Genomic DNA, 26,445 nt, shown 5'->3' on the forward strand with positions numbered 1-26,445 from the left:
ATACCTTTTTTAAAGCTTTTATTATTTTTCTTTATTCGTGAATATCTGTATATTTAAACATATTCAATTAAATCTTTTTAGCTGATCTAATTCAAAAGTCCATTGAGGTGTGACTAATTTATCATACCCTTTTAACGAGTACCAAGGGCTTATATCTTTGTCGTTTGGATTTAATAGAATTTGTGTCTGTTGTGCTGGCATATATGATTGAGCTAATAAAAATATCTTTTCTCCATTTTCATTTTCTGCCATGTCTACTACTATAACTGCATGCCCAGGGCTACCTCCAACGATGAACACATCCCCAATTTTCATTTGATCTATTTCTATGCTTTCCAATTCATTTTCTAAGGACAATGTACTTGAGTATGCAAATACTATGTCCATAAAATTCCTAAAATCTTCATAAGTGTTGGAGGGTTCAGTTTTCTTGTAATAACTTGCATTGTTTCCTTCGATTTTTATTCTGTTTCCTTTTATCCACTCGCTGTATTTTGCCTCAAACCCTGACACGAAATTAAACTTTATTTCGTCGTATTCGCCTATTGAATACAGGTATTCTGCCCTTAACAGCATTACTGCATCTGCACACTGGTGAAGATCTCTATCTCCAATATCTACATCTAAAACACTCTCGTAGACATTTCCAAAAGGTTTCTCTCTTCCATCGTAATAGAGCGCTTTTTCTCCATAAGGTTTCAATTTTTGGTTTCTCAAAAATTCTTCAAAGCTATTCTCATCAACATCCATTCTTTCAAATCCTTCGGGTGTTTTGTATCTTTCTTTTATGGTGTTTCCATTTTCATTTAAAATTTCATTGACTTGTTTATTGGCATTGTTTTCCACTTCATTTTCATAAACTGAATTTTTTTCTGCGACATCATCGCAACCTGTTAAAACTAGAATCATTGCTATGATCAACAAAACTCTTTTCATTGTAAAATCATCTCTTTTACTGCTTTTTCAATTCTTTTAAGAGCCTCATTTAGTGTTTTTTTAGTGCATCCAATATTCAGTCTTACAAAATCAGTGTTTTTTCTGGAGAAGTTGTTTCCTGGGTTTACTCCTACTCTAGCTTTGTTTGTAAAAAAATTCATCAATTCACTGCCTTTTAACCCTAATTTGCTGCAATCGAGCCAAACTAGATAAGTTCCTTCTGAGCGAATTGGTTTGATTTGAGGTATTTTCTCATTGAAGTAATTAATTGTATAATCTAGGTTTCCTTCGAGATAGATAAGTAGCTCATCCAGCCACTCTTCTCCGTTGTTATAGGCTTCCTCTAAAGCTATATTTCCAAATATATTTCCCCCGCCTATGTGCGATGTCTCTAAAGCATTGTTAAACAGGCTTCTCATTTTTTTATTAGGGATGATGATTGCTGAAGTTGCTAATCCTGCAAGGCTAAAGCTCTTGCTTGGCGATATACATGTAATTGTAGAGTTTGCTAGCTCTTCTGATAGAGATGCTATTGGAATGTGTCTATGGTTTTTATATACAATGTCTGAGTGTATTTCATCCGATACTATGATTATGTTGTGTTCAGTACAAATTTTCCCCAGCTCTATTAGTTCTTCTATTCTCCAAACTCTTCCAGTTGGATTGTGTGGACTGCACAAAAGTATCATTTTTACTCTGTAATCAAATTCGCCATTGTGGTCAGTGATTTGTCTTTTTAAATTATCTAAGTCCATGTGATAGGAATTCCCTTCATATGACAACTCATTGTCTATTATTGTCCTTCCATTTCCTTCTACAACTGATCGAAATGGTGGATATATGGGTGTTTGTATGATGACTTTATCTCCAGGATTTGTAAAAGTATTTACACACAAGCTTAACGCTGGTACAATCCCAGGGCTAAATGTTATCCATTCTTTATCTATTTCCCATCCATGTCTTTTTTTAAGCCAGCTTTTGATTGATTGATTAAAAGAATCTGCTCTATATGTATAGCCAAATATTCCATGGTCTGCTCTTTTCTTTATGCCTTCGATTACTTCTCCTGGCGCTTTGAAATCAGTGTCGGCAACCCACATAGGTATTATGTCATCTCTTCCAAAGATCTGTTTACAATTGTCCCATTTAACAGAATTAGTTCCTAATCTGTTTACCTCTTCATCAAAATTGTATTTCATTTTCTCCTCCTTAGATAATGACTTATATCTATTATATCAAATGTTGTCTCATAGACAACAAAGGCGACAGCATTAGTATAACTATCGCAGTCGCCTTTTATTTAGATCATTGTTTTTTCAATTTCTTTTTTTAGTTTTTCTAGTACTCTTTTTTCTATTCTGGATACTGTCATTTGAGAAATATTCATGCTCTTTGCAATGTTTACTTGAGTTTTTTTGTTGAAATACCTCTCCACAAGTATCTTTCTTTCCATGTCATTTAATTTTTCCATTGTCCTCATGAGAAAATCATTGTTTTCTATTCTGTCAAAATAATAGTCTTCTTCTCCGATCAGTTCAGCCAGATTAACCTCTTTATCTTCGCTTTGGGAGTCGTAAGTCACATCTAAAGACTGAGGAGTATAAACTTTGCTTGCCTCCATGGCTTCTAAAACTTCTTCTTCAGTTATATCTAAATATTTTGCTATATCCTCAACTGTTGGTACTCTTTGAAGTTCTTGACTTAATTCATTTTTAGCCAAGTTTATTTTCTTGGATAGTTCTTGAATTCTTCTAGGTACTCTTATAGCCCAACCTTTGTCTCTAAAGTATTTTTTTATCTCACCAATTATTGTAGGAGTCGCAAAGCTTGAAAATTCATAGCCTTTGTCGATATCATATCTATCTATTGCATAGATTAAGCCAATACTTGCAACCTGAAATATGTCATCGTATTCTATGCCTCTGTTTGCATATTTTTTTGCTAGTATTTCAGCAATATATAGATTTTTTTCTATAAGAGTGTCCCTAATCTCTTTGGTCGGATTTTCTTTATAAAGTCTGAATAGCTCTTTAGTGTCCTCTTTATTGTGATTTTTATTGTTCTTTGCTCCATTATGGTCCATAGGATACCATCCTTGTTAATTAATTAATTTAGTTAATCTTATAGAATTCATAGAGTAATCCACTTTATCCGCTAGAGATTCTATTATCATCTTGCTCATCTCTACTTCTTTTTTCTCGAGCATTTCCTTTTTTAATTCACCATCTAATTGTATTTTTATTTCCAAAGCTTTTTCATTGATTTCGAATTCTATTTCTAATTGAGTAGTGTTATCAGAGCATAGTGTTATTATGCTTGCTTCTCCTATTAGCACTTTTACATCTTCTAGATCTTCGATGTTAAAACCCATTTTACTAGCTATCGCAGAAGCTGTGAGTCTAATTATGCTTAGATAGTCTTTTTTATTGGGTACGATGAGTTTTATTGTATCATTGTTCATCACTTTCACCTCTAAAGATAAATAAGCTATCTAGTTTTGTGATGTCAAATAACTTTCTTATATTTGGCTTTATATTTTCAATATATATTTTATAAGGAGTGTCTTGCAACATTTTCAATAACCCTATCAATGCTCCAAGTCCTGTTGAATCGATATACTCTAAATACTCTCCATCTATTACTAAATCAGCATTTTTCTGTTCATAAGCTTTTAATACATTGTCTCTAAATTCATTTGATGTATAAATGTCTATCTCACCAATCGGTTTGAATATCCATTTTCCTTCATCATAGTTGAATTCTACTTTTGTTTGCAATGCCATTTATCGACCCTCCTTGTCTTTATCCTTCGACATATTTTGCTACTGCTACTACTCTGTCGTCGTTCATTTTCATAAGTGTAACTCCTTGAGTACTTCTGCCCATTACAGATATGTCGTCTATTTGCAATCTTATTATTGTTCCGTTCAATGAAATGATCATTACCTCGTCTTGACTGTTTACTACTTTTGCAGACACAATATCTCCTGTCTTCTCTTTTATGGAGTAGGTTTTTATACCTTTGCCACCTCTATTTTGAGTTTTATATTCAGTCAAAGGAGTTCTTTTTCCATATCCTTTTTCTGTTATGACTAATAGGTATTTATTGTCTTCTGCAATATCCATTGATACTACTTCATCATTTTCATTTAATTGTATTGCTTTTACTCCCATTGCATTTCTGCCCATTACTCTTACATCTTTTTGCTTAAATCTTATCGCAAGGCCTTTTTTAGTGACTACTATTACCTCATCATTCTCTTTTGGAAGCTTCACACTGATTAAGTCGTCTTCATCTTTTAATGATATTGCTATCATACCACTTTTTCTGATATTGTTAAATTGTGTGAGTTCCGTTTTTTTGATAATTCCTTTTTTGGTCAGCATCATAAGTTTTAAATCTTCACTAAATTCGTCTACTGGAATGACAGCTGTTATTTTTTCGTCTGGATTTATGTCCAACAGATTTACTATTGCAGTCCCTTTTGCTTGTCTGCTTGCCTCAGGAATCTCGTATGCTTTCAAAGAATATACTCTTCCTTTATTTGTGAAGAACAACAATGTGCTGTGTGTTGAAGTTATAAATAGATCTTCAACAAAGTCTTCATCTTTCTTTGTCAGTGCTATTACGCCTTTACCTCCTCTTTTTTGAGGCTTGTATGTCCCTTCAGGCATCCTCTTTATATATCCAAAATGAGTTAGTGTTATAACCACATCCTCCTGAGGTATCATATCTTCAATGCTTATTTCTTCTTTAGATGGCATTATCCTTGTTCTTCTATGATCAGAGTATTTATCTCTAATTTCAATAAGTTCATTCTTAATTATGTCTAATACCAATCTCTCATTAGCTAATATCTCTTTATATGAATTTATCTTCTTTATGAGTTCTTCGTATTCTTCTTCTAATTTATCTCTTTCTAATCCTGTGAGCCTTCTCAATCTCATGTCTAGAATAGCTTGTGCTTGAATTTCCGATAGAGAGAAATTGCTCATTAAGCTTTCTTTTGCTTTTTGATCGTTTGCTGAATTTCTAATTATTTTAATTATCTCGTCAATATGGTCAAGCGCAATTCTCAAGCCCTCAACAATATGCGCTCTTTCTTCTGCTTTTCTTAGATCGTATTGGGTTCTTCTTGTTATTATTTCCTCTTGATGTTTGAGGTAATACTTTAATATCTCTTTTATATTTAGCACTCTTGGCTCTCCATTTACCAATGCGAGCATAATAGTTCCAAAAGTTATTTGCATTTGAGTGTGTTTATATAGATTGTTCAACACTACATTTGGGTTGGCATCTCTCTTAAGTTCAATGACTATTCTCATGCCCTCTCTATCCGATTCGTCCCTTAAGTCAGAAATGCCTTCTATTTTTTTGTCTCTTGCCAATTCAGCTATTTTTTCTATCAAATTTGCTTTATTAACTTGATATGGAATTTCTGTAACTATTATACTTCTTTTTCCTTTAGAATTTTCTTCTATTTCAGCTACTGCTCTTATGGTTAACTTTCCTCTTCCGGTTTTGAAAGATTTTTTTATGCCTTCTTTGCCCATGATAATTCCACCAGTTGGAAAATCAGGCCCTTTTATGACTTTCATCAATTCTTCGATGCTCACTTCTTCATTGTCAATGAGCATTATTAAGCCATCTATTACTTCTTTTAGATTATGTGGTGGAATATTTGTAGCCATGCCTACTGCAATTCCTGATGAGCCATTTACCAATATATTTGGAAACTTGCTTGGCAATACAATTGGCTCTTTTAAAGTTTCGTCAAAATTCGGCATGAAATCTACTGTTTCTTTCTCTATATCCCTTAACATCTCCATAGCAAGTGGAGTCATTTTAACTTCGGTATACCTCATTGCTGCCGCTCCATCTCCGTCGACACTGCCAAAGTTTCCATGCCCATCTACTAGAGGATATCTTGTGTTAAAATCTTGAGCTAGCCTTACCATAGCTCCATATACAGAAGAATCACCGTGTGGGTGGTATTTACCAAGTACATCTCCGACTACTCTGGCTGATTTTCTATACTGCTTGTCAGGAGAAAGGTTGAGTTCGCTCATTGCATAGAGTATTCTTCTGTGAACAGGTTTTAATCCATCTCTTACATCAGGCAATGCTCTACTTACGATTACACTCATAGCATAATCTAAATAGGAATTTTTCATCTCGTCTTCTATATTTATTTCAATCAGATTCTCTTTGTTTTCTTCCATATTTACCTCCTATATGTCAAGATTTTTGACATATTTAGCATTTTGTTCGATGAAGTCTCTTCTGGGTTCAACTTTGTCACCCATAAGTGTTGTAAATATCTCATCTGCTGCTACAGCATCTTCTATTGTCACTTTGTAAAGAATCCTATTATTAGGATCCATTGTCGTGTCGTATAGCTGATCAGCATTCATTTCTCCAAGACCTTTATATCTCTGTATTGTGTAGTTTCCTCTTCCAATTTCATCTAGATATTGTTCTAGTTCTTTATCCGAATAACAATAATGCTCGATTTTTCCTTTGCTAACTTTATACAATGGCGGCTGAGCAATATACACATGCCCCTTTTCTATTAATTCCTTCATGTATCTGTAGAAGAAAGTCAATAAAAGTGTCCTTATATGAGCACCATCTACATCGGCATCTGTCATGATAATTATTTTACCATATCTTAATTTTTCTATGTTGAAATCTTCGCCAATGCCAGTGCCAAAAGCAGTGATCATAGCTTTTATTTCTTCATATCCGAGTATTTTGTCAAGCCTTGCTTTTTCAACATTCATTATTTTACCTTTTAGTGGAAGTATCGCTTGGAATTTTTTATCTCTGCCTTGTTTTGCACTTCCTCCAGCAGAATCTCCCTCTACTAAAAACACTTCTGTTTCATTTAAGTCATTGGATTGGCAATCCGCTAATTTCCCAGGCAAAGTTGTATTATCCAAAACGCTTCTTTTTCGAGTTAAATCTCTCGCTTTTCTAGCGGCTTCTCTTGCTCTTTGAGAATTTATAGCTTTTTCTAATATTGTTTTAGCTGTCTTGGGATTTTCTTCAAAATAGCTTGATAGATGTTCATATGTTATTGTATCTACAATCCCTCTTATTTCAGTGTTTCCAAGTTTTGCTTTAGTCTGGCCTTCAAATTGTGGCTCTGGCAGTTTTACTGATAGTACTGCACTTAAACCTTCCCTTACATCATCGCCTGAAAGATTTTCATCTTTTTCTTTTAGATAGTTGTATTTCCTTGCATAGTCATTTATGCTCCTAGTCAATGCGGATCTAAAGCCTGCAAGGTGTGTTCCACCTTCTATTGTATTTATGTTGTTTGCAAATGTCAGCATGGTTTCGGAATATGAATCAGTGTATTGTATTGCTAATTCTACTGTGACTAAATCCTTTTCTTCTTCAAAGTATATTACCTCTTTATGAAGCGGATTTTTATTTTTATTTATATATTCAACAAATGATTTTATTCCACCAGTATAGTGAAATTCTTTTTGAATGTTGTTTCTCTTATCCTCTAGAGTTATTTTTATTCCTCTGTTTAAAAAAGCCATTTCTCTAAATCTATGTTCCAATGTTTCAAAATTGAATTCCACAGTCTCGAATATTTCATCATCTGGCAAAAAATGTATAGTTGTCCCAGTCTCATCTGTTTCACCAATTTCAGTGAGTTCTGTTACAGCTATACCCCTCTCAAATTTCTGCATGTATTCTTTTCCGTTTCTTCTTACTTTTGCTATAAGCCATTTTGATAAAGCATTTACTACTGATACTCCAACTCCATGTAGGCCTCCCGAAACTTTATATGCTGAGTTGTTAAACTTTCCTCCTGCATGAAGTATTGTCAAAACTGTTTCTACTGTTGATTTTCCTGTCTGTGGGTGTGTTTCTACAGGTATTCCGCTTCCATTGTCTTTTACAGATACTGAACCGTCTTCATAAATTACAACTTCAATTGTATCACAAATTCCTGCTAGAGCTTCATCGATGCTGTTGTCTACTACTTCATAGACAAGATGATGAAGTCCCTTTGGCCCAGTAGAACCTATATACATTCCCGGTCTTTTTCTTACAGGCTCAAGTCCAGTTAATACCTGTATTTCATTGGCAGTATAATGCCTATTGTTTCCATTGTTATCTATTGTCATGTGTTTCCCTCCATACTATCTTTTAACATATGTTCCATCTTTAATTTGTATATGGGTTATATCTAAATTTGATAGATCTCCTATCTGATCTATATCAGTTGTCGTGATAAAAGTTTGAACATTTTTAAATAGTTTATTTAAGTAATTCTTTCTATTTTGATCTAATTCAGAATAAACATCATCTAATAATAATATTGGATAATGATTAGTTTCATTTTTTATCAATTCCACTTCAGAGAGCTTCATTGTAAGTACAGCCGATCTCTTTTGTCCTTGTGAGCCGAAAGCCCTTATGTCTTTGTCATTTATCTTTATTAAAATATCATCTCTATGGGGTCCAATCTGCGTAGTCTTTGCTTCAATGTCTTTTTTTTCATTTTCTCTCAACATATTTAGAGTTTTTTCCTGTATTTCCTTCGAATCTTCATTGTTGAAATTTACTGTTGAAATATATTGAAATTCTATTTTTTCTGCATTTGCCGTAAAATCGGAATGAATTGTCTTAGAGATCCTTTCTATTTTCTTTAAAATCGAAATTCTTTCCAATATTATTAGGCTTGCAATTTTTGACAATTGTAAATTGAATATGTCAATTAAGTTTTTATCTAAATTTAAATAATTGGATTTTAATAAATTGTTTCTTTGAAATAATATTTTGTTATATCTATTCAAATTATATTGGTAAGTTGGTTTAAGATTTATTATTAAATTATCAATATAATTTCTTCTTGTATTTGGACCATCTTTTATCAAGTTTATGTCATCTGGTGAAAATACAACAGATTTAAAGCTGTCATAGAGTTCTTTTTGACTTTTAACTTCTTTTCCATTTATCCTCTGTTTTTTTGTTTCATTTTTGTCTAATTTTATCTCAATGAGTTTTTCAAAATTTTCTCCAAGTACTCTTGCTCCAACATAAGCTTTATCCTTATTGAAATTGATCATTTCCTTTTCCCTATTGGTTCTAAAAGACTTGCCAGTTGAAATTAAATTTATAGCCTCTAAAAGATTTGTCTTTCCTTGAGCATTGTCTCCATAAATGATATTTATCCCAGGAAAAAATTCAATTTTTAAGTCGTAGTAATTTCTAAAATTTATTAACCTGAGTTCGTATATATTCAAAAAATACACTCCTTAATTATTAGCACAATTAATTATACCACAACATATGTTTTTCCATTTACTTCTATTTTATCATCAGTTCTTAATTTTTTTCCTCTTTGGGTACAAACTTCTCCATTTACTTTAACTAACCCATCTTTTATCATCAATTTTGCTTCTCCGCCGGTTTGAGTTATTCCTGCTAATTTTAATAGTTGCTCTAATTTAATGTATTCTGTTTGTATATTTATTTTTTCCATTGTTTCACCTCTTAAAAGTCATCTTGAGCCAATCTTACTGGAAGCACTAAATAGATGTATTTTTCATCATCTTTTGCTCTCATAATGCATGGATTTAAGCTTGACACAAAATTTAATTCTATTTCTTCACTATCTATAACTCTTACTCCGTCCATTAGATATCTTGAATTAAAAGCTATATTTACATCTTCTCCCTCTTTATTTATCAACTCTACTTCTTCATAGACATCTCCCATTTCTGAATTAGATTTAATTGATAAATTATCATCTGTTATAGATAATTTTACTAAGTTAGCCCTTTGTTCCCTAGCTAATAAACTTGCTCTTTCTAGAGAATCTAATAAATTTTTTCTATTCAACAGTACAGTAGTATTGTGATTTGTTCTCACTATATCTTTGTAATTAAAGAACTGTCCTTCCAATAATTTTGAATAGATCACAGTATCTCTTAATGTAAATACTATTTGTCCATTCGCTATTGCCAATGTAATTGGATCCTCAGTATCTTCAATTATCTTATTTAATTCATTTAATACTCTTGCTGGTACAATAAGCTTTAAGCTCTCATTTATTCCTATTTCTTCTTTTCTCATTGAAAGTCTGTATCCATCAAGTGATACAAATGTTAGTATTCCATCTTCAATCTCAAATAGAACACCTGTTAAAACTGCTCTGCTTTCATCTTGAGAAGTAGTGAATGAAGTTTGTCTTATCGCAGTTTTCAATATATTTTGTGGTATGTTGAATTTAGCAGTTTCTATTACAATAGGAAGCTCAGGATAATCCTCTCCTGGATTCGAAACTATGTTAAAATCAGATTTTTGACATTTTATGTTGACTTTGTTGTTTTCTATGTCAAAAAAAACAGTATCATTTGGTAATTTTTTTACAATATCACCTAGTATTCTTGAATTTATAACGACTTTTCCTTCTTCAATTACATTTGAATCCAATGTAGTTTCTATGCTTATTTCCAAGTCTGTTGATGTTAGTTTTAATCTGTTGTCTTTGGCTTCTATGAGTATTCCTTCAAGTATTTGCAAAGTAGATCTATTTGAAATTCCTCTTTGAGCAATATTTATATGTTTATTTAATTCATTTTGTTGTACTGAAAATTTCAATGCTCTTCCTCCTTTTAGTATATTAGAATTAATAACAATAGTAGTAATAGTAGTAGTACATGTTAATTTGTGGATAAGTCATTTTTTGATTGAAATCAGATAAAAAACTCAATCTAATAACATGTGGATAAAATTAAAAATTATTATAAGATATCAACATGTTATTTCTTTAAATCTTCTATTATATGTTCTATTTTTATCTTTAAGCTCATATCGTTTTTCATGTCATTTGTTATTTTATCATAGGCATGTATTACTGTTGTGTGATCCCTACCGCCAAATTCATCACCTATTTTAGGCAGAGACAAATCTGTAAGTTCTCTGGTTAAGTACATAGCTACTTGTCTAGGGAATGCTATCTCTCTAGTTCTTTTTTTTGAATCAAAGTCATCAATTTTAATATTGAATTCTTTTGATACTATGTCTTTGATTAAATCGACTGTTATCTCTTTCTTTTTATTTGTATTCACGAGATCTTTAAGAGCTTCTTCTGCTAATTCTTCTGTTATTGCCCTATTTGTCAATGAAGAATAAGCCACTATTTTTATGAGTGCTCCTTCTAGCTCCCTTATATTTGATTGAATGTTGTTTGCAATTAAATGAAAAACTTCATCGGGTATTGTCAGATTTTCAATATTTGCTTTCTTTTTTAATATAGCAATTCGCGTTTCAAAATCTGGAGGTTGTATATCTGTTATTAAACCCCACTCAAATCTTGATCTAAGTCTATCTTCTAATGTTGGTATTTCTTTCGGAGGACGGTCGCTTGAAATTATGATTTGTTTATTTGCTTCATGCAGAGCATTAAAAGTATGGAAGAATTCTTCTTGTGTCCCTTCTTTTCCAGCTATAAATTGAATGTCGTCTACTAAAAGCACATCTACATTTCGATATTTGTTTCTGAATTCTTCGTTTCTATATTCTCTTATAGAGTTTATTAGTTCATTTGTAAATTTTTCGCTTGATACATATACTACTTTAGCTTTTGGATTTTGAGTTAAAATATAATGCCCTATTGCATGCATCAAATGCGTTTTCCCTAGACCAACTCCTCCATATATAAATAGAGGATTGTATGCTTGTGCAGGTGCTTCCGCTACTGCTAGCGACGCAGCATGAGCAAATTCATTGCTCTTTCCTGTCACAAAAGTAGAAAAGGTATATTTAGGATTTAATTGATTTCTATATTCAGATTCAATTTCCTTTTTTTCCTTTGGTGAAACTTTTATGTTGTTTAACTCTTCTCCAGGCACTATAAAATTAATTTTATAATCTTTTTTGCTCACTTCTTTAATGGCATTTTTAATTAAATTTAAGTACCTTCCTTCCAATATTCCTTTAGTGAAATCATTGGGAGCAGCTAAAATTATTTCATCATCACTAATGGAAACAGGAGTTATTGTTTTAAGCCAAGTATTGAAGCTGACTTCTGTCAGTTCTACTTTTATTAAATTCAACACCTCTTCCCAAAGTTCATTTAATGATAAACTCATTAATATAACCTCCTATATTTTCATGTATCCACAGATCATTTGAAAATAATGTTTTATGTGGATAATGTTGATAAAAACATCAACTTTTTGTGGATAAACATCAATTTATGAATAAAAATTATATTATCCACATAATTAACAAAGAATATCTGTGGATAATATTGGTTTAAAAGTTAAAGATTTGAAATAAAAATTCGATAAATTATTTAAAGTTATGCACAAACTATCCACAAAATGTGCATAACTTTAAATAATCCACAAATAAATAAAATTATTAACACTGTATATATGATATCAAAAAAAAAGAGCACATTCAATAAAATTATCCACAGGATGTTTAAAATTATCTACAGCATTGTGGATTATTAAATTTCAATAAATAGTTATTTTTTAGATTATAAGGTGTATAATAGTTTTAGCTTAAGATAAATTATATTTCTTGACATGCCCATACCTTATACATATAATTTAAGGTAGTGTTTTATGCTATGAAATAGGTAGTGTAATTTAATATACTTGTTATAGTTCATAAAGGAGGTGTTTTATTTGAAAAGAACGTATCAACCTAAGAAAAGACAAAGAAGCAAAGAACATGGTTTTAGAAAGAGAATGAAGACCAGATCAGGTAGAGCAGTATTAAAAGCTAGACGAAACAAAGGAAGAAAGGTGCTTTCCGCTTAGGCCGCTAATTAGTGGCCTTTTATTAAAGGCCAAAGGTGGTTTATTTTTATGGAGAAGAAACACAGAATAAGAAAAAGTACAGAATTTAAAAGGGCTTATGTAAAAGGCAAAAACTACTGGAATAGAAATTTTACATTGTATATAAAGAAAAATGATTTAAATTACACGCGATTTGGAATAGTAGTAACTAAAAAACTCGGGAAAGCAGTAGTTAGAAATAAAATTAAGCGAAAAATAAGAGAGATAAACAGAAGCCTTTTACCCTTTTTGAAAGAAGGGTATGATATCGTTTTAATACCCAAGAAAAATACTGTGGACTTATCTTATGAAGAGCTAAAAAAATCGGTGGAGCACATTTACAATTTAGCAGGTATATTAAAAAGGTGATTTTGTGAAAAAAATGATGATTTACCTTATAAAATTCTACCAAAACTATATATCTAAATATATATTAGTTGGCAGACACTGCAGGTTTTATCCTACTTGTTCAGAGTATTCGCTTTTGGCTTATCAAAAGTACGGCTTTTTTAAAGCAAGTTATCTTAGTATAAGAAGAATACTAAAATGCAATCCATTTCATGAAGGAGGATATGACCCGCTTAAATGAACAGGGGGTTTATTGAATAAATGATTAATTTTCTTGGAAAAATTATGGGTTCTATTCTGAGATATGTATATATGTTTGTAAGTAGCGTATTGCCTAGCGAGCCATCAGTTATATCGTATTACGCAATTGCTATCATAATAACTTCTATCATATTTAAACTTATACTATTGCCTATAAGTCTTAATCAAGTTAAGTCTAGTAGGAAGATGAGCGAATTACAACCATTGATAAAAGATATTCAAACAAAGTACAAGAATGACCCAAAAACAATGCAGGTAAAAATGCAGGAACTATATAAAGAGCATAAATACAATCCAGCTTCTGGGTGTTTAGTTTTAATTATTCAGATGCCTATAATTTTAGCGTTTTTTGCAGTGTTTAGAGATCCAGCTACATATGCTTTTACTGATGCTGAAATGTATGCTAATATGGCAAAAAACTTTTTGTGGATAAGTAATTTAGATTTAAATGATCCGTATTTATGGGGATTGCCTCTATTGGCAGGTATAACGACATATATACAAAGTATCACTATGATGTCAGCTAATCCAAATGCAGACCCTTCTACTCAATCTACACAAAAGATAATGAATATTGTACTTCCATTTATGATATTCTTTGCTGCACAAGGTTTTGCAGCTGGACTTGCACTTTACTGGGTAATAAGCAATATATTTAGCATCATTCAACAACTTATAGTCAACAGATCTGTTAAAAAAGCAGGGGGGCAAAATAAATGAGATTTGTTATAAAGACATCTAAAACCGTAGAAGATGCCCTTAAAGAAGCACTTATTGAGTTAGATGCGACAAAAGATGAGGTCGAAGTCGAGATACTTGAGGAGCCAACGAAGGGTTTATTCGGAATTATTGGTGGAAAAGAAGCAAAAATCAAAGTGACTAAAAAAGATGATCCTAAGGAAATAGCCCACAATTTTATTGACAATCTCTTAAATAAGATGGGGCTTGTTGCAAACTGTGATGTGACGTTAGATGGAGATATTATAAAAGTAGATATTGTCGACATATCTGAAAATGACATTGGAGTTTTAATCGGCAAAAGAGGCAGTGGACTTGATGCTATCCAATACCTTCTTAATTTAGTAGTTAATAAGAATGGGGATAATTTTTATAAGACTATTGTAGATGCAAATAATTATCGAAAGAAAAGGGAAGAAACATTAGTAAATCTCGCAAATAAAATGGCAAAGAAAGCGTTGATTTATAAAAAGCCAATAAAGCTTGAACCGATGAATCCTTATGAAAGAAGGATAATTCATGCAACTCTTCAAAATTTTGATGGAGTTACTACTTATTCAGAGGGTAGTGAGCCTTACAGGCGAGTTGTCATAACTTATAAAAAATAAAGTCCAATTGGACTTTATTTTTTTACTTTAATCTATAAAAAATGTATAATGATAACAATAAAATAAGTGTATAAATTTTGAGGTGATTTTATGGATCAAACAATTGCTGCAATATCAACAGCAGTTGGAGAAGCAGGAATAGGCATCGTGAGAATGAGTGGCAAAGATGCTATATATATAGGAAAAGAAATTTTTAAGAGCACAAAGGATAATTTCGAATTTGAAAATAAAAAACTTCATTATGGACATATCATAGACGATGGAAAAGTTTTAGACGAGGTTCTAATAGCGTTTATGAAAGCTCCAAACACATATACAAGAGAAGATATGGTTGAGATTTATTCTCATGGAGGAATAATTCCAGTAAAGAAAATACTTGAGCTTTGCTTAAAAAAGGGTGCAAGGCTTGCTGAAAGAGGAGAATTTACAAAGAGAGCTTTTTTAAATGGAAGATTGGATTTAACTCAAGCAGAGGCGGTCATAGACATCATAAAAGCTAAATCCGAAAAGAGCTATGAGGTTTCATTAAGACAACTTGAGGGAAGTATAACTAATGAAGTTTTAGAAATACAAGATATATTGATGAGAATGATGGCATTCATAGAGGCAAATATTGATTTTCCTGAAGATGAAGTTGAAGAAATATCTCATAAGACATTGTTAGAAGATGCAAAAAAAGTTGAAGCGAGAATAAAAAAGCTCATAGATAGCTTTGACAGGGTAAAAATCTTGAGAGATGGTTTAAATACAGTGATATTAGGTAAACCAAATGTAGGCAAATCATCTTTATTGAATGCTATATTAAAGGAAAACAGGGCAATAGTGACAGATATTCCAGGTACTACAAGAGATATTATAGAAGAGTATATAAATATTGATGGAATTCCGCTAAAGCTTATAGATACTGCAGGGATTAGGGAAACCGAAGACTATGTTGAAAAAATAGGCGTACTCAAGACAAAGGAAACTATAAACAAAGCAGATTTAGTAATAGCTCTATTTGACGTGTCATCTGATATCACAGAAGAAGACAAGAGAATAATGGAATTGGTTAAAGATAAAAAGACCATAATCATGTTAAATAAAACTGACTTGGAAAAAAAGATTGATGAAAGTTATTTCATTGATAATTTCCCAAACGCACGAATGATCAATTCTTCAATTACCACTGGAATAGGCATAGATGAACTGATAGATACCATAAAAGACATGTTCTATAAAGAGGATATAAAGGTTGAATCTGATGTTGTTTTAACAAATATAAGACATAAGGATATGCTATTGAGAGCTTATGACAGAATATTAGAGTTAGAGGATGAGATAGCTCTAAATGAGCCAATAGATTGTTTGGAAGTTGACATAAAAGATGCATGGGAGAGTTTAGGTCAAATCACTGGACAGTCAATCACTGAAGATATCTTAGACAAGATTTTTAGAGAATTTTGTATAGGAAAGTAAAGGTTGGGATAATATGCAAGAAGATATTAGATATAATGCAGGGGAATATGATTGTGTTGTCGTTGGAGCAGGACATGCAGGAGTTGAAGCTGCTTTAGCTTGTGCTAGAATGGGTCTTAAGACACTTATACTGACTATTAGCTTAGATGCTATTTCCGCATTATCATGCAATCCAAATATAGGAGGAACCGGGAAAGGGCACTTAGTGAGAGAAATAGATGCTCTAGGCGGTGAAATGGCTTTAAATATAGACAAATCGTTTATTCAAAGTAGAATGCTAAATCTTTCAAAGGGTCCTGCTGTACATTCATTGAGAGTTCAAGCAGACAAGAAAAAGTATCATACCGAGATGAAGAAAACCCTTGAAAATGAGCCGAATTTGACGTTAAGGCAGGCAGAGGTAGTAGATTTAATCATTGAAAACAAAGAAATAAGAGGCGTAGTGACGAGAACTGGAGCAGTTTATTATTCAAAGGCATGCGTAATAGCAACAGGCACATATTTAGGTGGAAGGGTATATATAGGAGAAGTTAATTTTGAATCTGGCCCGGATGGGAGATTTCCTTCAATAATACTTTCAAAGGCGATGAAAGAAAAGGGATTTTTCTTAAGGAGAATGAAGACGGGAACACCAGCGAGAGTTGCGAAAGACAGCATAGACTTTAGTGTAATGGAAGAACAGCCTGGAGACGAGGAGATCATTCCATTTAGCTTTATGAATATGGGAAAAGACTTTAACATAAAGCAAGTCTCCTGCTATTTAACTTATACTACTGAGAAAGCGCATGAAATAATAAGACAGAACTTAGATAGGTCACCTATGTTTTCAGGGCTTATTGAAGGAGTAGGGCCAAGGTATTGCCCATCAATAGAAGATAAAGTAGTGAGATTTCCTGATAAAGAAAAACACCAAGTTTTTATAGAGCCAGAAGGACTTGATACCAAGGAAATGTATGTTCAAGGCGTGAGCTCTTCACTTCCTGAAGAAGTGCAAATTGAAGTTTATAGAAACATAAAGGGACTTGAAAAAGTTGAATTTATGAGGACCGCTTATGCAATTGAATACGATGCGATAGATTCAACAATGTTAAAGAGAACTTTAGAGCATAAAGAAATTAAAAATTTATTTTTTGCAGGTCAAATAAATGGCTCAAGTGGATATGAGGAAGCTGCAGCACAAGGACTTATGGCAGGGATAAACGCAAGTTTAAATGTATTGGGTAGAGAACCCTTTATTTTAGATAGATCAGAGGCTTATATAGGTGTGTTAATAGATGACTTGGTTACCAAAGGCACAAATGAGCCTTATAGAATGATGACATCAAGAGCGGAATATAGACTAACTCTAAGACAAGACAACGCGGATTTGAGGTTGACAAAAAAAGGCTATGAAATAGGTTTAGTTTCTAAAGAAAGGTATGAGAAAACTTTAGAAAAAGAGAGACTTGTCAATGAAGAACTGGATAGGTTGAAAAAGGTCATTGTGACACCTACAAAAGAAGTTAATGAATTTTTATATAAACTCACAAATAACACCATAAAGACAGGTGTGAGTTTATATGACCTCTTAAAGAGGCCGGAACTAACTTATGATGCATTAAAAGAGTTAGATCCAAATAGACCAGATTTGCCTAAAGAAATCAGAATTCAAGTTGAAATTGAGATAAAATACGAAGGCTATATTAAAAAGCAAATGTCACAGATTGAGCAATTCAAAAGAATGGAAAACAAGGCAATTCCTGAAGATATAGACTATAAACAAGTAAAAAGCCTAAGTACAGAAGCACTGCAAAAGTTAGAAAAGATACGACCAGAGTCAATCGGGCAAGCATCAAGAATTTCTGGAGTATCACCTGCTGATATAAATGTCTTATTAATTCATTTAGAACAGCTTAAAAGGAGGGGTACGAGTGACAAATAATGTTTTTAACGATGCCCTGAAAGAACTAGAAATAAATTTGGACAGCGAAACTTTGCAAAAGTATGAAATATACAAAGATTTGTTAGTTGAGTGGAATAAGAAGTTTAACATTACTACAATCACTGAAGAAGATGAGATATATATAAAACATTTTTGTGACAGCTTGAGTTTGGTTAACACAAAATTATTTGATGGTAAAAAAAGAGTAATAGATGTCGGAACTGGCGGCGGATTTCCTGGTCTTGTGTTAAAGATATACAATGAAGAGCTGGATATGACTTTAATGGATAGCCTGAATAAGAGAATAATATTTTTAAATGAAGTTATAAATAAGCTTAATTTATCCAATGTAGAAACAATACACGCTAGAGCAGAAGAGCTTGGCATATTAAACGAGCATAGAGAAAAATATGATATTGCTGTGTCTAGAGCAGTAGCGAGTTTAAATACACTTACTGAGTACTGCATGCCATTTGTAAAAGTTGGTGGCCACTTTATAGCAATGAAAGGGCCTGATGTCAAAGGAGAAGTAGAAGCATCTAAAAATGCTATAAAATTATTAGGCGGTGAACTTGAAAGTATAAATGAAGTAAAACTGCCGCTTTTAGATATAACTCACACATTAGTTATAGTAAAAAAAGTTAAAGAAACACCTAAGAAATACCCTAGACAACAAGGGAAACCAAAGAAAAATCCTTTGTAAGAATAATAAACAAAAATGTTCCACGTGGAACATTTTTGTTTATTTATTTTTTTTGTATGATATCATATAAGTAAATAGAATTTGAGGTGAGTCCTTATGAGTAAAACAATCGCCATATTTAATCAAAAAGGTGGAGTTGGCAAGACCACAACTAGCATTAATCTGTCAGCTGGTCTGGGAAAACTCGGGAAGAAAGTGCTATTGATAGATTTAGATCCCCAAGGAAATTCTTCAAGCGGTTTAGGTATAGATAAAGACAACATAGATGTTCAAATTTATGACTGCCTGACAGGTAAAGTGAGCATAGCGGAGGCAGTAAAATCTACATCTGCAGAAAATGTAAGTATCATACCTTCTAATAGCGAACTTGCAGGTGTGGAAATAGAATTGGCTAGAGTCGACAATTGGGAAAATGCATTAAAAAATGTTTTGGAAAATATAAAGGAAGAGTTTGATTTTTGCTTCATTGATTGTCCACCTTCATTAGGCATATTGAGCGTAATTGGTCTTATAGCAGCTGACAGTGTAATCATACCGATTCAATGCGAGTATTATGCACTCGAGGGAGTTAGTCAGCTTTTCAAGACCATAGAGTTAGTGAAAAAAAATCAAAATCCAAATCTTGAATTAGAAGGGGTAGTTTTAAACATGTTTGACGGCAGAACAAATCTTTCAATTCAAGTAGTAGAAGAAGTCAAGAAATTTTTCAAGGGAAAAGTATTCACGAGTATCATACCGAGGAATGTAAGGCTTGCAGAATCGCCATCATATGGGATGAGTGTTCATGACTATGATTCTAAGTCAAAAGGAGCTGAATCTTATTTAGAGTTGGCAAACGAATTTCTCGATAATCAAGATGATAAATAGAGGTGATGATTATGGCTCAAAAAAGGACTGGACTTGGAAAAGGGCTTTCTGCACTTATACAAGACAAAGAAAGCGTGGAGGATTTAATCAATGATCTAGGCAGAAATGACACTAAAGTTCTAGAGCTCGATATTGACAAGATACGGCCAAAAGAGGATCAACCGAGGAAGAGCTTTGATAAAGAGAGCTTGGAGAGTTTAGCAAAATCGATTCAAGAAAATGGCGTGCTTCAACCTTTGCTGGTTACTAAAAAAAATGAATACTATGAGATTGTAGCTGGAGAAAGAAGATACCGCGCATCAAAGATAGCTAATTTAAAAAAGATACCGTGCATTGTAAAGGAAATAGACGAAATTACAGCTTCAAAAATAGCCCTAATTGAGAACATACAAAGGGAGGATCTAAATCCTATAGAAGAAGCTTACGGGTATAAAAAGATAATTGATGAGTACAATTTAACTCAAGAAGAGTTGGCTAAGGCTATCGGCAAGAGTAGGTCATATGTGGCGAACATTCTAAGACTTTTAAATCTAGACGATAGGGTAGTGGAATTTATAAAAAATGGCGATTTGTCTACAGGACATGGGAAAGTGCTATTGGGGATAAAAGACAAAGAATCTCAATACAAAAAAGCTCTAAAGATCATAAAGACGAATTCATCTGTAAGAGATGCAGAGGAACTACTGGATAAGAAAAAGAAGAAAAATCCAAGAAACAAAGTCAAAGACATTTATATAAGAGATGTCGAAGAGAAACTCATAACAAATTTAGGTACTAAAGTAACTATCAACAAGACAAAAGAAAAAGGTACAATCGAGATTGAATTTTACAATGAAGATGACTTGGATAGGCTTGTAGACTTGCTTACAAGATAATGTTCCACGTGGAACATTTTAAGGGGTGATTATATGGAATTAAATATATTTCAAGTTGATGCTTTTACCGACAAAGCTTTTGGAGGAAATCCTGCCGGTATAGTAATAACTAACAATAAATTGTCAGATAGGACAATGCAACAAATTGCTAAAGAAATGAATCTATCAGAAACTGCTTTTATTACCGAACTTGAAAAAGAAAGATACAAAGCTAGATATTTTACTCCAGAATGTGAAGTAGATCTTTGTGGTCACGCCACAATAGGAGCAGTGTTTCTATTAGCAGACGAGGGGTACATTACAAGTATAAATGAAGGCAACAAGTCAATTAGCTTAAATACAAATGTAGGAGATATACTGGTCGATGTTAAATACAATAATTACAAGCCGGTTTCAGTTCTAATGGACCAGGCAAAACCACAGAGCTACGGGGCTTTAAATGACATATCAAAGCTTTCTGAAATTTTAAATATAGATCAAACAGATATAGGAATTGAGGGTGAAGCGATTTATCCAGAGATTGTTTCAACAGGGTTGAAAGACATAATTTGCCCTATAAAAAGCAAGTCAATATTAGACAACATGAAAGTAGATTTACTAAAATTAAAAGATTATTCGATAGAATTGGGCGTAGTAGGATTACACGCATTTGCTTTGGATGAAAAGGATAAGGAATACGCATATGCTCGAAATTTCGGCCCTGCGGTAGGCATTGACGAAGAAGCTGCTACAGGTACTTCTAATGGAGCGTTGATATATTATTTAAAGAAAAATGGAGTATTAAAAAACGACAGTCTAAATGTAAGCCAAGGGTATATTTTAGATAGGCCAAGCACAATAAAATGTTTTATTTATGAAAGCAGTGATGGATTAAGAGTAAAAGTTGGTGGAAGTGCTGTAAAAATAATAGAGGGAATTATTAAATTTTAATATGGAGGGATAATATGTTAGTTGAAAAAAGCATAAGAGAATTTGTCTATGAAGTAAAGAGCGACAATCCAACTCCAGGAGGTGGAAGTGTTTCAGCGCTTGCAGGTAGTTTAGGTGCAGCTTTGACAAATATGGTGGGCAATCTCACAATAGGAAAAAATAAATATGAGGAGATACCAGAAGAAAAAAGAGCATTGCTCGAAGAAAACCAAGAGAAACTAAACTTTATAATAGACGATTTACTTTCAATAATTGATGAGGATTCAACTGCATTTGATGATGTCATGAAAGCATTTAAACTTCCAAAATCAACCGATGAAGAGAAAAAAATCAGATCAGAGAAAATACAATTGGGCTACAAGAAAGCTCTAGAAGTGCCATTAAAATGCGCTCAAAAATGTTTGGAAACTTTAAATTTACAAAAAGTCTTTGCAGAATACGGAAATGTGAACGCAATAACAGATGTGGGAGTTGGAACTTTGCTCGCATATTCAGGTTTAGAAGGTGCACTATTCAATGTGACAATAAATCTAAAAAGCATAAAAGACGAGGAATATAGAGAAAAGATAGAAAGAGCAGTTAAAGAGAGTCTAGAGAAAGGGAAAGCAATCAAAGAAGAGATTCTGGAAATTGTTTATAAGAGATTAGGTTAATTGACTGCCTCTAGTCGAAGAATTTCGATTAGAGGTAGTTTTATGTTGTTTATAGGCTCAAAGGGTGTTAGAATAAAATAAAGATATTTTCTCATAGGAGTGAAGAAAATGTATTATTTTGATAATGCAGCAACCACTTTTCCAAAGCCAGAAACAGTTTACGACAAAGTTTATGAGGCTATGAAAGAATACGGAGCAAATCCGGGAAGATCAGGTCATAAAATGGCACTTAAAGCAAACAGGGAAGTTTATGATACAAGGGTTTTGTTATCCAAGTTTTTTAATATAAAGGATGCTTTTAATTTAATTTTTACATTCAATTGTACAACTGCATTGAACATGGCTATAAGAGGCACATTAAAAGAAGGAGATCATGTAATAACCACATCGATGGAGCATAATTCAGTACTTCGCCCAGTAAAACACTTAGAGTCTCTCGGTGTAGAAAACACAATTGTGTACGCAGATGAAGATGGATACATAACAAAAGAAAGCATTGAAAAAGCAATAAGAACAAATACTAAAATGATTGCAATGACACATGTTTCAAATCTGACAGGCACTGTAATGCCTATTGAAGAAATAGGCAAATTAGCTAAAGCTAAAGGCATACTGTTTTTAGTAGATGCAAGCCAGTCTGCTGGTGTAATTCCAATAGATGTAGATAAAATGAATATAGATTTTTTAGCATTTCCAGGGCATAAGGGGCTACTTGGGCCACAAGGAACTGGGGGGTTGTTCGTAAGAGATGGCCTAAATACTGACACAATAATTCAAGGCGGCACAGGGAGTGAATCCTATTCAATTTACCAGCCAGAGATAATGCCGGACAAATTTGAAAGCGGCACTTTGAATATGCCGGGAATCGTAGGGCTGAAAGAAGGATTAAATTATATATTGGAAACTGGCATAGAGAACATTAGAAGAAAGGAAGAAAAACTTTCTTGTTATTTCATTGAGGAATTGAGAAAGATTGAAGGGGTTAGAATATATGGGCCTGCCGATGCAGTACAAAGGGCAGCTGTCATTCCGATAAATATATTAGACATTGATTCATCGGAAGTTTCCTATATTCTAGACGATAGATATGACATATGTGTGAGACCAGGCCTTCACTGCGCTCCACTTGCTCATGAGAGTATTGGCACATTGGAGCAAGGGGCAGTGAGATTTAGTTTTGGCCCTTTTAATACTGAAGAAGAAGTAGAATATAGTATAAGAGCAATATACGAAATTACTAAACAAATCTAAGGGTGATAAGATGGAAGAATTTTTAAAGTTGATCGAGAGCAATACAACATATATATTATTAGGCATTGGGTTTTTTACATTGGTATTATTTGTAATTGTGTTAGTGCAAAATAATAGGATTAAAAAAGAGAGAGAGAAGTACCAAGCGCTTACAAGAGGCTTAAAAGGAGTAAACTTTGAAGAGCTTTTCATTCATGTCAATTCAGATATAAATGACATAAATTCAAGTTTAAAGAGACTAGAAGACAACCTGCACTCGGTTGAAACAAATCTCACATTTGCGCTTCAAAAGATAGGGTTCTTAAGATATAATGCTTTTGCAGACATGGGAAGTGAATTGAGTTTTTCAATAGCATTATTAGATAAATACAACAATGGATTTGTATTGACTAGCATATATGGGAGAGAGAAGTCAGTAAGTTTTGCAAAACCTGTAAAAAATGGGGAATCAAATGTTCCGCTATCTCCAGAAGAGATGATAGCGATAGACAGAGCTATAAGAGGAGAGAAAGAGATTGGTTTTAAATAGTCAGCAGATAAAGAAAGAAAAATATTTTTTCATTGTAAACCCAGTATCAGGAGACGGAACAGCTATCTCTGAATTGGAGTCTATTGAAAAATACTGTATTAAAAAAGGGATAGATTATAAAATAGAATGCACTAAAGCCATCGACGATCCAGAGAAGTTAATTGAAGAAAACCCGAACTATGACGTCTATGTAGCAGTTGGTGGAGACGGAACGATAAATGAAGTGGCGACAGGGATACTAAAAAATGGTCATGGAATACTTGGAATTATTCCGAGAGGAATTGGTAATGATCTTAGCAAAGTGCTAGAAATTCCATTTGAATTGGAAAAATGTTTAGATATAATAACATCTGAGAACTATAAACTGATTGATATTGGATTAGCTGATGACAGATACTTTTTAAATGTGGCAAGTGTTGGGTTAGATGCAGAGGTAGTAAATCAAACAGAAAAGATAAAAGATCATGTTAAAGGCAAGAAAGCATATATACTTGGAGTATTTTTTGCACTAGTAAAGTATAGGAGCGTAAAATCATTCATTGACATAAATAACACACTTTACCAAAATTCATTGATGCTTCTAGCTGTAGGGAATGGACAATACTACGGTGGGGGCATGAAAATACTTCCGAACGCTTCATTAAATGACAATTTACTGAGCTATTGCATGGTTAAAGACATATCAAAGTTTAGAGTATTGACATTATTTCCCACAATATTCAGCGGAAAACACTTGAAATACAAAAGATATGTGTTAGAGGGAAAGACTGACAAAATTGATGTTAATTTTGAAAAAAACATTATATTAAATCTTGACGGGAAACTTATTCACCAACAAAAAAAGAATAGCACATTCAAAATGCACTCTGAAAAGTTGAAAATAAAATATTAAGTTTTTGTAATATTTATCTGTAATTATAGTACCATTTATTTACAGCAATGTAGCCATTAATATAACTAGTTTAGAAGATAAACTATCGGTTATTTTTTGGTTTACATTTTTTTTATGACATTTTTTGAAAAGTTGTCAATAAAAGTTCATATTGGTATAATGAACTAGTAATTGTTACAAAAGAGTTACAAAAAAATTTACATTAGGTGTCCAATGGAGGTAGAGATGGAAAAGGAGTCGATTAAATCCTATTGGAATAGACTTAAAGCTAAAGTAATAGAATTAAAAAATGACAATAAAAATTTTAACAAAATCATGATTTCTATTGGAGCTGTCGCTATAGCTTTCGCTAGTTTTGCAATAGTTGACAATGTTACAAAAGCTTATTCTGTTTCAATCGGAGACAATGTAGTGGGGGTAGTAAGAGAAAAGGAAGAAGCACTAACCGCTTATGATGAAGTAAAAAAAGAATTAGAAGATACATATGACGCAAAAATTGAGCTTGATGATGAAATTACTTTCAAAAAAACCAATGTGTTTGGAGACAAAGATACAGATAAAGAAACTTTAGAGAAAAACATAAAGAAACAGATAAATTTTAAAGTCGATGGATACGCATTAGTTATTGAGGGAGAAACAATAGGAGTCTTTAAGGATAGCGCAGAGATTGAGAATATTTTAGAAGCAATCAAAAAACCATATACTGATACAAAAGATCGAAAAAGCACATTGAAAGAAGTTAAGTTTTTAGAGAATATAGACATTCAAAAGGTAAAAGCAAATATATCTGATATCTCCGATACAGAGGAAATACTACAAAAAATAAAAGATGGAAAAGAAGCAAAGAAAACCCATACTGTTGAAATAGGCGAAAGCTTATGGACCATATCGATGATGTATGATACAGATGTTGAAAAGCTAATAGCAGCTAATCCAGATGTAGTTCCAGAAGATTTAAAACCGGGCGATGAAGTTAATTTAATTGTTCCCCAACCTCTTTTGACTGTAGTTACTGTTGAAGAAGTAGAGTATACTAAAGAATTGGATTATGAAGTGACTGTAAAAGAAGACGAATCAATGTATAACACTCAAAAGAAAATAATAACAAAAGGTACTAAAGGTGAAGCAGAGGTTACTGCGAATGAGATTAGGCATAACGGAGTATTAGTTGAAAAGAAAGTCGTCAATGAAGTGGTAGTCACAAAGCCAAGGACAGAAGTAGTAGCTAAAGGAACCAAAGAACCACCAAAGACTATGGCAACTGGGACTTTTATGATGCCAACTAGAGGAAGGCTTTCATCTCCTTATGGCAACAGAGGCGCTAGAATGCACTTGGGAGTTGATATTGCAAACAGTGTGGGCACAAGTATTTATGCAGCTGATGGCGGAAAAGTCGTATTTACAGGATATCAAGGAAGTTATGGCTACATGATAGAGATAGACCATGAAAATGGGTATACTACTAGATATGCTCATTTAAGTAAAATACTAGTAAGTTCTGGTACAAGAGTATATAAAGGTCAATTAATAGGTAAAATGGGTTCCACAGGAAATTCTACAGGACCACACCTTCATTTTGAAGTATTGAAAAATGGAGTAAATAAAAATCCTGCTTCATATATATATTAGTTATCAATGATAGGTATTTATAT

The 26,445-nt window shown here is 32.8% G+C and carries 27 protein-coding genes; 16 read left to right on the forward strand and 11 right to left on the reverse strand.

From position 1 onward, the window contains the following. Positions 1-63: 63 nt before the first annotated feature. The 11 genes from BO51_RS07595 to dnaA form a co-directional block, all read right to left on the reverse strand. Entirely contained in the window at positions 64-936 is an 873-nt protein-coding gene (locus BO51_RS07595) for a DUF4846 domain-containing protein (RefSeq protein ID WP_496485487.1), read from the reverse strand. Next, entirely contained in the window at positions 933-2,135 is a 1,203-nt protein-coding gene (locus tag BO51_RS07600) for a MalY/PatB family protein (RefSeq protein WP_496485489.1), read from the reverse strand. Before BO51_RS07600 ends, BO51_RS07595 begins: the two co-directional genes overlap by 4 nt. Positions 2,136-2,236: 101 nt before the next feature. After that, a complete protein-coding gene (locus BO51_RS07605) occupies positions 2,237-3,019 on the reverse strand; it encodes a SigB/SigF/SigG family RNA polymerase sigma factor (RefSeq protein ID WP_496485491.1) in 783 nt (260 codons plus the stop codon). Positions 3,020-3,034: 15 nt separating this feature from the next. Next, complete coding sequence (locus tag BO51_RS07610) at positions 3,035-3,397, reverse strand: ATP-binding protein (RefSeq protein WP_496485493.1); 363 nt, start codon at positions 3,395-3,397, stop codon at positions 3,035-3,037. Beyond that, on the reverse strand, positions 3,387-3,719 hold the full coding sequence (locus tag BO51_RS07615) for an STAS domain-containing protein (RefSeq protein WP_496485495.1): 333 nt from the start codon (positions 3,717-3,719) through the stop codon (positions 3,387-3,389). Before BO51_RS07615 ends, BO51_RS07610 begins: the two co-directional genes overlap by 11 nt. A gap of 19 nt (positions 3,720-3,738) precedes the next feature. Continuing rightward, on the reverse strand, positions 3,739-6,159 hold the full coding sequence (gene gyrA, locus BO51_RS07620) for a DNA gyrase subunit A (RefSeq protein ID WP_496485497.1): 2,421 nt from the start codon (positions 6,157-6,159) through the stop codon (positions 3,739-3,741). 9 nt (positions 6,160-6,168) lie between these two features. After that, positions 6,169-8,085, reverse strand: a complete 1,917-nt coding sequence (gyrB, locus tag BO51_RS07625; protein WP_496485499.1) for a DNA topoisomerase (ATP-hydrolyzing) subunit B — start codon at positions 8,083-8,085, stop codon at positions 6,169-6,171. Positions 8,086-8,100: 15 nt separating this feature from the next. After that, positions 8,101-9,207, reverse strand: coding sequence for a DNA replication/repair protein RecF (gene recF, locus BO51_RS07630; RefSeq protein WP_496485501.1), 1,107 nt, complete (start codon positions 9,205-9,207; stop codon positions 8,101-8,103). Between the two features lie 32 nt (positions 9,208-9,239). Further along, the gene (yaaA, locus tag BO51_RS07635) at positions 9,240-9,446 is read right to left on the reverse strand and encodes a S4 domain-containing protein YaaA (protein ID WP_496485503.1); all 207 of its coding nucleotides are present in this window, start codon (positions 9,444-9,446) and stop codon (positions 9,240-9,242) included. A gap of 11 nt (positions 9,447-9,457) precedes the next feature. Then, entirely contained in the window at positions 9,458-10,567 is a 1,110-nt protein-coding gene (gene dnaN / locus BO51_RS07640; protein ID WP_496485505.1) for a DNA polymerase III subunit beta, read from the reverse strand. Between the two features lie 161 nt (positions 10,568-10,728). Beyond that, the gene (gene dnaA, locus BO51_RS07645) at positions 10,729-12,060 is read right to left on the reverse strand and encodes a chromosomal replication initiator protein DnaA (RefSeq protein ID WP_496485507.1); all 1,332 of its coding nucleotides are present in this window, start codon (positions 12,058-12,060) and stop codon (positions 10,729-10,731) included. Positions 12,061-12,606: 546 nt separating this feature from the next. Here dnaA and rpmH point away from each other — a divergent pair. From rpmH to BO51_RS07725, 16 genes are all read left to right on the forward strand, one after another. After that, complete coding sequence (rpmH, locus tag BO51_RS07650; RefSeq protein ID WP_496485509.1) at positions 12,607-12,741, forward strand: 50S ribosomal protein L34; 135 nt, start codon at positions 12,607-12,609, stop codon at positions 12,739-12,741. A 48-nt stretch (positions 12,742-12,789) separates the two neighbouring features. Continuing rightward, a complete protein-coding gene (gene rnpA / locus BO51_RS07655) occupies positions 12,790-13,128 on the forward strand; it encodes a ribonuclease P protein component (protein WP_496485511.1) in 339 nt (112 codons plus the stop codon). Between the two features lie 4 nt (positions 13,129-13,132). After that, positions 13,133-13,348, forward strand: coding sequence for a membrane protein insertion efficiency factor YidD (gene yidD / locus BO51_RS07660; RefSeq protein WP_496485513.1), 216 nt, complete (start codon positions 13,133-13,135; stop codon positions 13,346-13,348). A 20-nt stretch (positions 13,349-13,368) separates the two neighbouring features. Further along, positions 13,369-14,088: a YidC/Oxa1 family membrane protein insertase gene (locus BO51_RS07665; RefSeq protein ID WP_496485515.1), complete on the forward strand. Its 720-nt coding sequence runs from the start codon at positions 13,369-13,371 to the stop codon at positions 14,086-14,088. Then, complete coding sequence (jag, locus tag BO51_RS07670; RefSeq protein WP_496485517.1) at positions 14,085-14,714, forward strand: RNA-binding cell elongation regulator Jag/EloR; 630 nt, start codon at positions 14,085-14,087, stop codon at positions 14,712-14,714. Before BO51_RS07665 ends, jag begins: the two co-directional genes overlap by 4 nt. Positions 14,715-14,804: 90 nt before the next feature. Further along, on the forward strand, positions 14,805-16,172 hold the full coding sequence (mnmE, locus tag BO51_RS07675; RefSeq protein WP_496485519.1) for a tRNA uridine-5-carboxymethylaminomethyl(34) synthesis GTPase MnmE: 1,368 nt from the start codon (positions 14,805-14,807) through the stop codon (positions 16,170-16,172). A gap of 13 nt (positions 16,173-16,185) precedes the next feature. Further along, positions 16,186-18,093 carry a tRNA uridine-5-carboxymethylaminomethyl(34) synthesis enzyme MnmG gene (gene mnmG, locus BO51_RS07680; protein WP_496485521.1) on the forward strand — a complete coding sequence of 636 codons (1,908 nt, stop codon included), beginning with the start codon at positions 16,186-16,188 and terminating at the stop codon, positions 18,091-18,093. After that, a complete protein-coding gene (gene rsmG, locus BO51_RS07685; protein ID WP_496485523.1) occupies positions 18,083-18,796 on the forward strand; it encodes a 16S rRNA (guanine(527)-N(7))-methyltransferase RsmG in 714 nt (237 codons plus the stop codon). Before mnmG ends, rsmG begins: the two co-directional genes overlap by 11 nt. A 96-nt stretch (positions 18,797-18,892) precedes the next feature. Beyond that, the gene (locus tag BO51_RS07690) at positions 18,893-19,663 is read left to right on the forward strand and encodes a ParA family protein (protein WP_496485525.1); all 771 of its coding nucleotides are present in this window, start codon (positions 18,893-18,895) and stop codon (positions 19,661-19,663) included. 11 nt (positions 19,664-19,674) lie between these two features. Beyond that, positions 19,675-20,538, forward strand: coding sequence for a ParB/RepB/Spo0J family partition protein (locus BO51_RS07695; protein ID WP_496485527.1), 864 nt, complete (start codon positions 19,675-19,677; stop codon positions 20,536-20,538). A gap of 33 nt (positions 20,539-20,571) precedes the next feature. Continuing rightward, positions 20,572-21,468 carry a PhzF family phenazine biosynthesis protein gene (locus BO51_RS07700; RefSeq protein WP_496485529.1) on the forward strand — a complete coding sequence of 299 codons (897 nt, stop codon included), beginning with the start codon at positions 20,572-20,574 and terminating at the stop codon, positions 21,466-21,468. A 14-nt stretch (positions 21,469-21,482) separates the two neighbouring features. Next, positions 21,483-22,121: a cyclodeaminase/cyclohydrolase family protein gene (locus BO51_RS07705; protein ID WP_496485531.1), complete on the forward strand. Its 639-nt coding sequence runs from the start codon at positions 21,483-21,485 to the stop codon at positions 22,119-22,121. Between the two features lie 108 nt (positions 22,122-22,229). Beyond that, positions 22,230-23,372 (forward strand): aminotransferase class V-fold PLP-dependent enzyme, encoded by a 1,143-nt coding sequence (locus BO51_RS07710; protein WP_496485533.1) that lies wholly within the window; start codon positions 22,230-22,232, stop codon positions 23,370-23,372. A gap of 10 nt (positions 23,373-23,382) precedes the next feature. Continuing rightward, the gene (locus tag BO51_RS07715; protein WP_496485535.1) at positions 23,383-23,901 is read left to right on the forward strand and encodes a DUF4446 family protein; all 519 of its coding nucleotides are present in this window, start codon (positions 23,383-23,385) and stop codon (positions 23,899-23,901) included. After that, positions 23,888-24,793, forward strand: coding sequence for a diacylglycerol/lipid kinase family protein (locus BO51_RS07720; RefSeq protein ID WP_496485537.1), 906 nt, complete (start codon positions 23,888-23,890; stop codon positions 24,791-24,793). Before BO51_RS07715 ends, BO51_RS07720 begins: the two co-directional genes overlap by 14 nt. Before the next feature lie 225 nt (positions 24,794-25,018). Next, positions 25,019-26,422, forward strand: a complete 1,404-nt coding sequence (locus tag BO51_RS07725; protein ID WP_496485539.1) for a peptidoglycan DD-metalloendopeptidase family protein — start codon at positions 25,019-25,021, stop codon at positions 26,420-26,422. Positions 26,423-26,445: the final 23 nt, after the last annotated feature.

The organism is Soehngenia saccharolytica DSM 12858, from assembly GCF_059568515.1.

Excerpts from the sequence above, each read along its gene's own strand:
- BO51_RS07615 (WP_496485495.1), bottom strand. The coding sequence starts at position 3,719 with ATGGCATTGCAAACAAAAGTAGAATTCAACTATGATGAAGGAAAATGG.
- BO51_RS07690 (WP_496485525.1), top strand. The coding sequence starts at position 18,893 with ATGAGTAAAACAATCGCCATATTTAATCAAAAAGGTGGAGTTGGCAAG.
- BO51_RS07595 (WP_496485487.1), bottom strand. The coding sequence starts at position 936 with ATGAAAAGAGTTTTGTTGATCATAGCAATGATTCTAGTTTTAACAGGT.
- BO51_RS07705 (WP_496485531.1), top strand. The coding sequence starts at position 21,483 with ATGTTAGTTGAAAAAAGCATAAGAGAATTTGTCTATGAAGTAAAGAGC.
- BO51_RS07710 (WP_496485533.1), top strand. The coding sequence starts at position 22,230 with ATGTATTATTTTGATAATGCAGCAACCACTTTTCCAAAGCCAGAAACA.
- dnaA (WP_496485507.1), bottom strand. The coding sequence starts at position 12,060 with ATGAGTTTATCATTAAATGAACTTTGGGAAGAGGTGTTGAATTTAATA.
- jag (WP_496485517.1), top strand. The coding sequence starts at position 14,085 with ATGAGATTTGTTATAAAGACATCTAAAACCGTAGAAGATGCCCTTAAA.
- BO51_RS07725 (WP_496485539.1), top strand. The coding sequence starts at position 25,019 with ATGGAAAAGGAGTCGATTAAATCCTATTGGAATAGACTTAAAGCTAAA.
- BO51_RS07600 (WP_496485489.1), bottom strand. The coding sequence starts at position 2,135 with ATGAAATACAATTTTGATGAAGAGGTAAACAGATTAGGAACTAATTCT.
- BO51_RS07695 (WP_496485527.1), top strand. The coding sequence starts at position 19,675 with ATGGCTCAAAAAAGGACTGGACTTGGAAAAGGGCTTTCTGCACTTATA.
- BO51_RS07700 (WP_496485529.1), top strand. The coding sequence starts at position 20,572 with ATGGAATTAAATATATTTCAAGTTGATGCTTTTACCGACAAAGCTTTT.
- BO51_RS07605 (WP_496485491.1), bottom strand. The coding sequence starts at position 3,019 with ATGGACCATAATGGAGCAAAGAACAATAAAAATCACAATAAAGAGGAC.
- BO51_RS07610 (WP_496485493.1), bottom strand. The coding sequence starts at position 3,397 with ATGAACAATGATACAATAAAACTCATCGTACCCAATAAAAAAGACTAT.
- mnmG (WP_496485521.1), top strand. The coding sequence starts at position 16,186 with ATGCAAGAAGATATTAGATATAATGCAGGGGAATATGATTGTGTTGTC.
- rnpA (WP_496485511.1), top strand. The coding sequence starts at position 12,790 with ATGGAGAAGAAACACAGAATAAGAAAAAGTACAGAATTTAAAAGGGCT.
- gyrB (WP_496485499.1), bottom strand. The coding sequence starts at position 8,085 with ATGACAATAGATAACAATGGAAACAATAGGCATTATACTGCCAATGAA.
- yaaA (WP_496485503.1), bottom strand. The coding sequence starts at position 9,446 with ATGGAAAAAATAAATATACAAACAGAATACATTAAATTAGAGCAACTA.
- BO51_RS07715 (WP_496485535.1), top strand. The coding sequence starts at position 23,383 with ATGGAAGAATTTTTAAAGTTGATCGAGAGCAATACAACATATATATTA.
- mnmE (WP_496485519.1), top strand. The coding sequence starts at position 14,805 with ATGGATCAAACAATTGCTGCAATATCAACAGCAGTTGGAGAAGCAGGA.
- gyrA (WP_496485497.1), bottom strand. The coding sequence starts at position 6,159 with ATGGAAGAAAACAAAGAGAATCTGATTGAAATAAATATAGAAGACGAG.
- BO51_RS07665 (WP_496485515.1), top strand. The coding sequence starts at position 13,369 with ATGATTAATTTTCTTGGAAAAATTATGGGTTCTATTCTGAGATATGTA.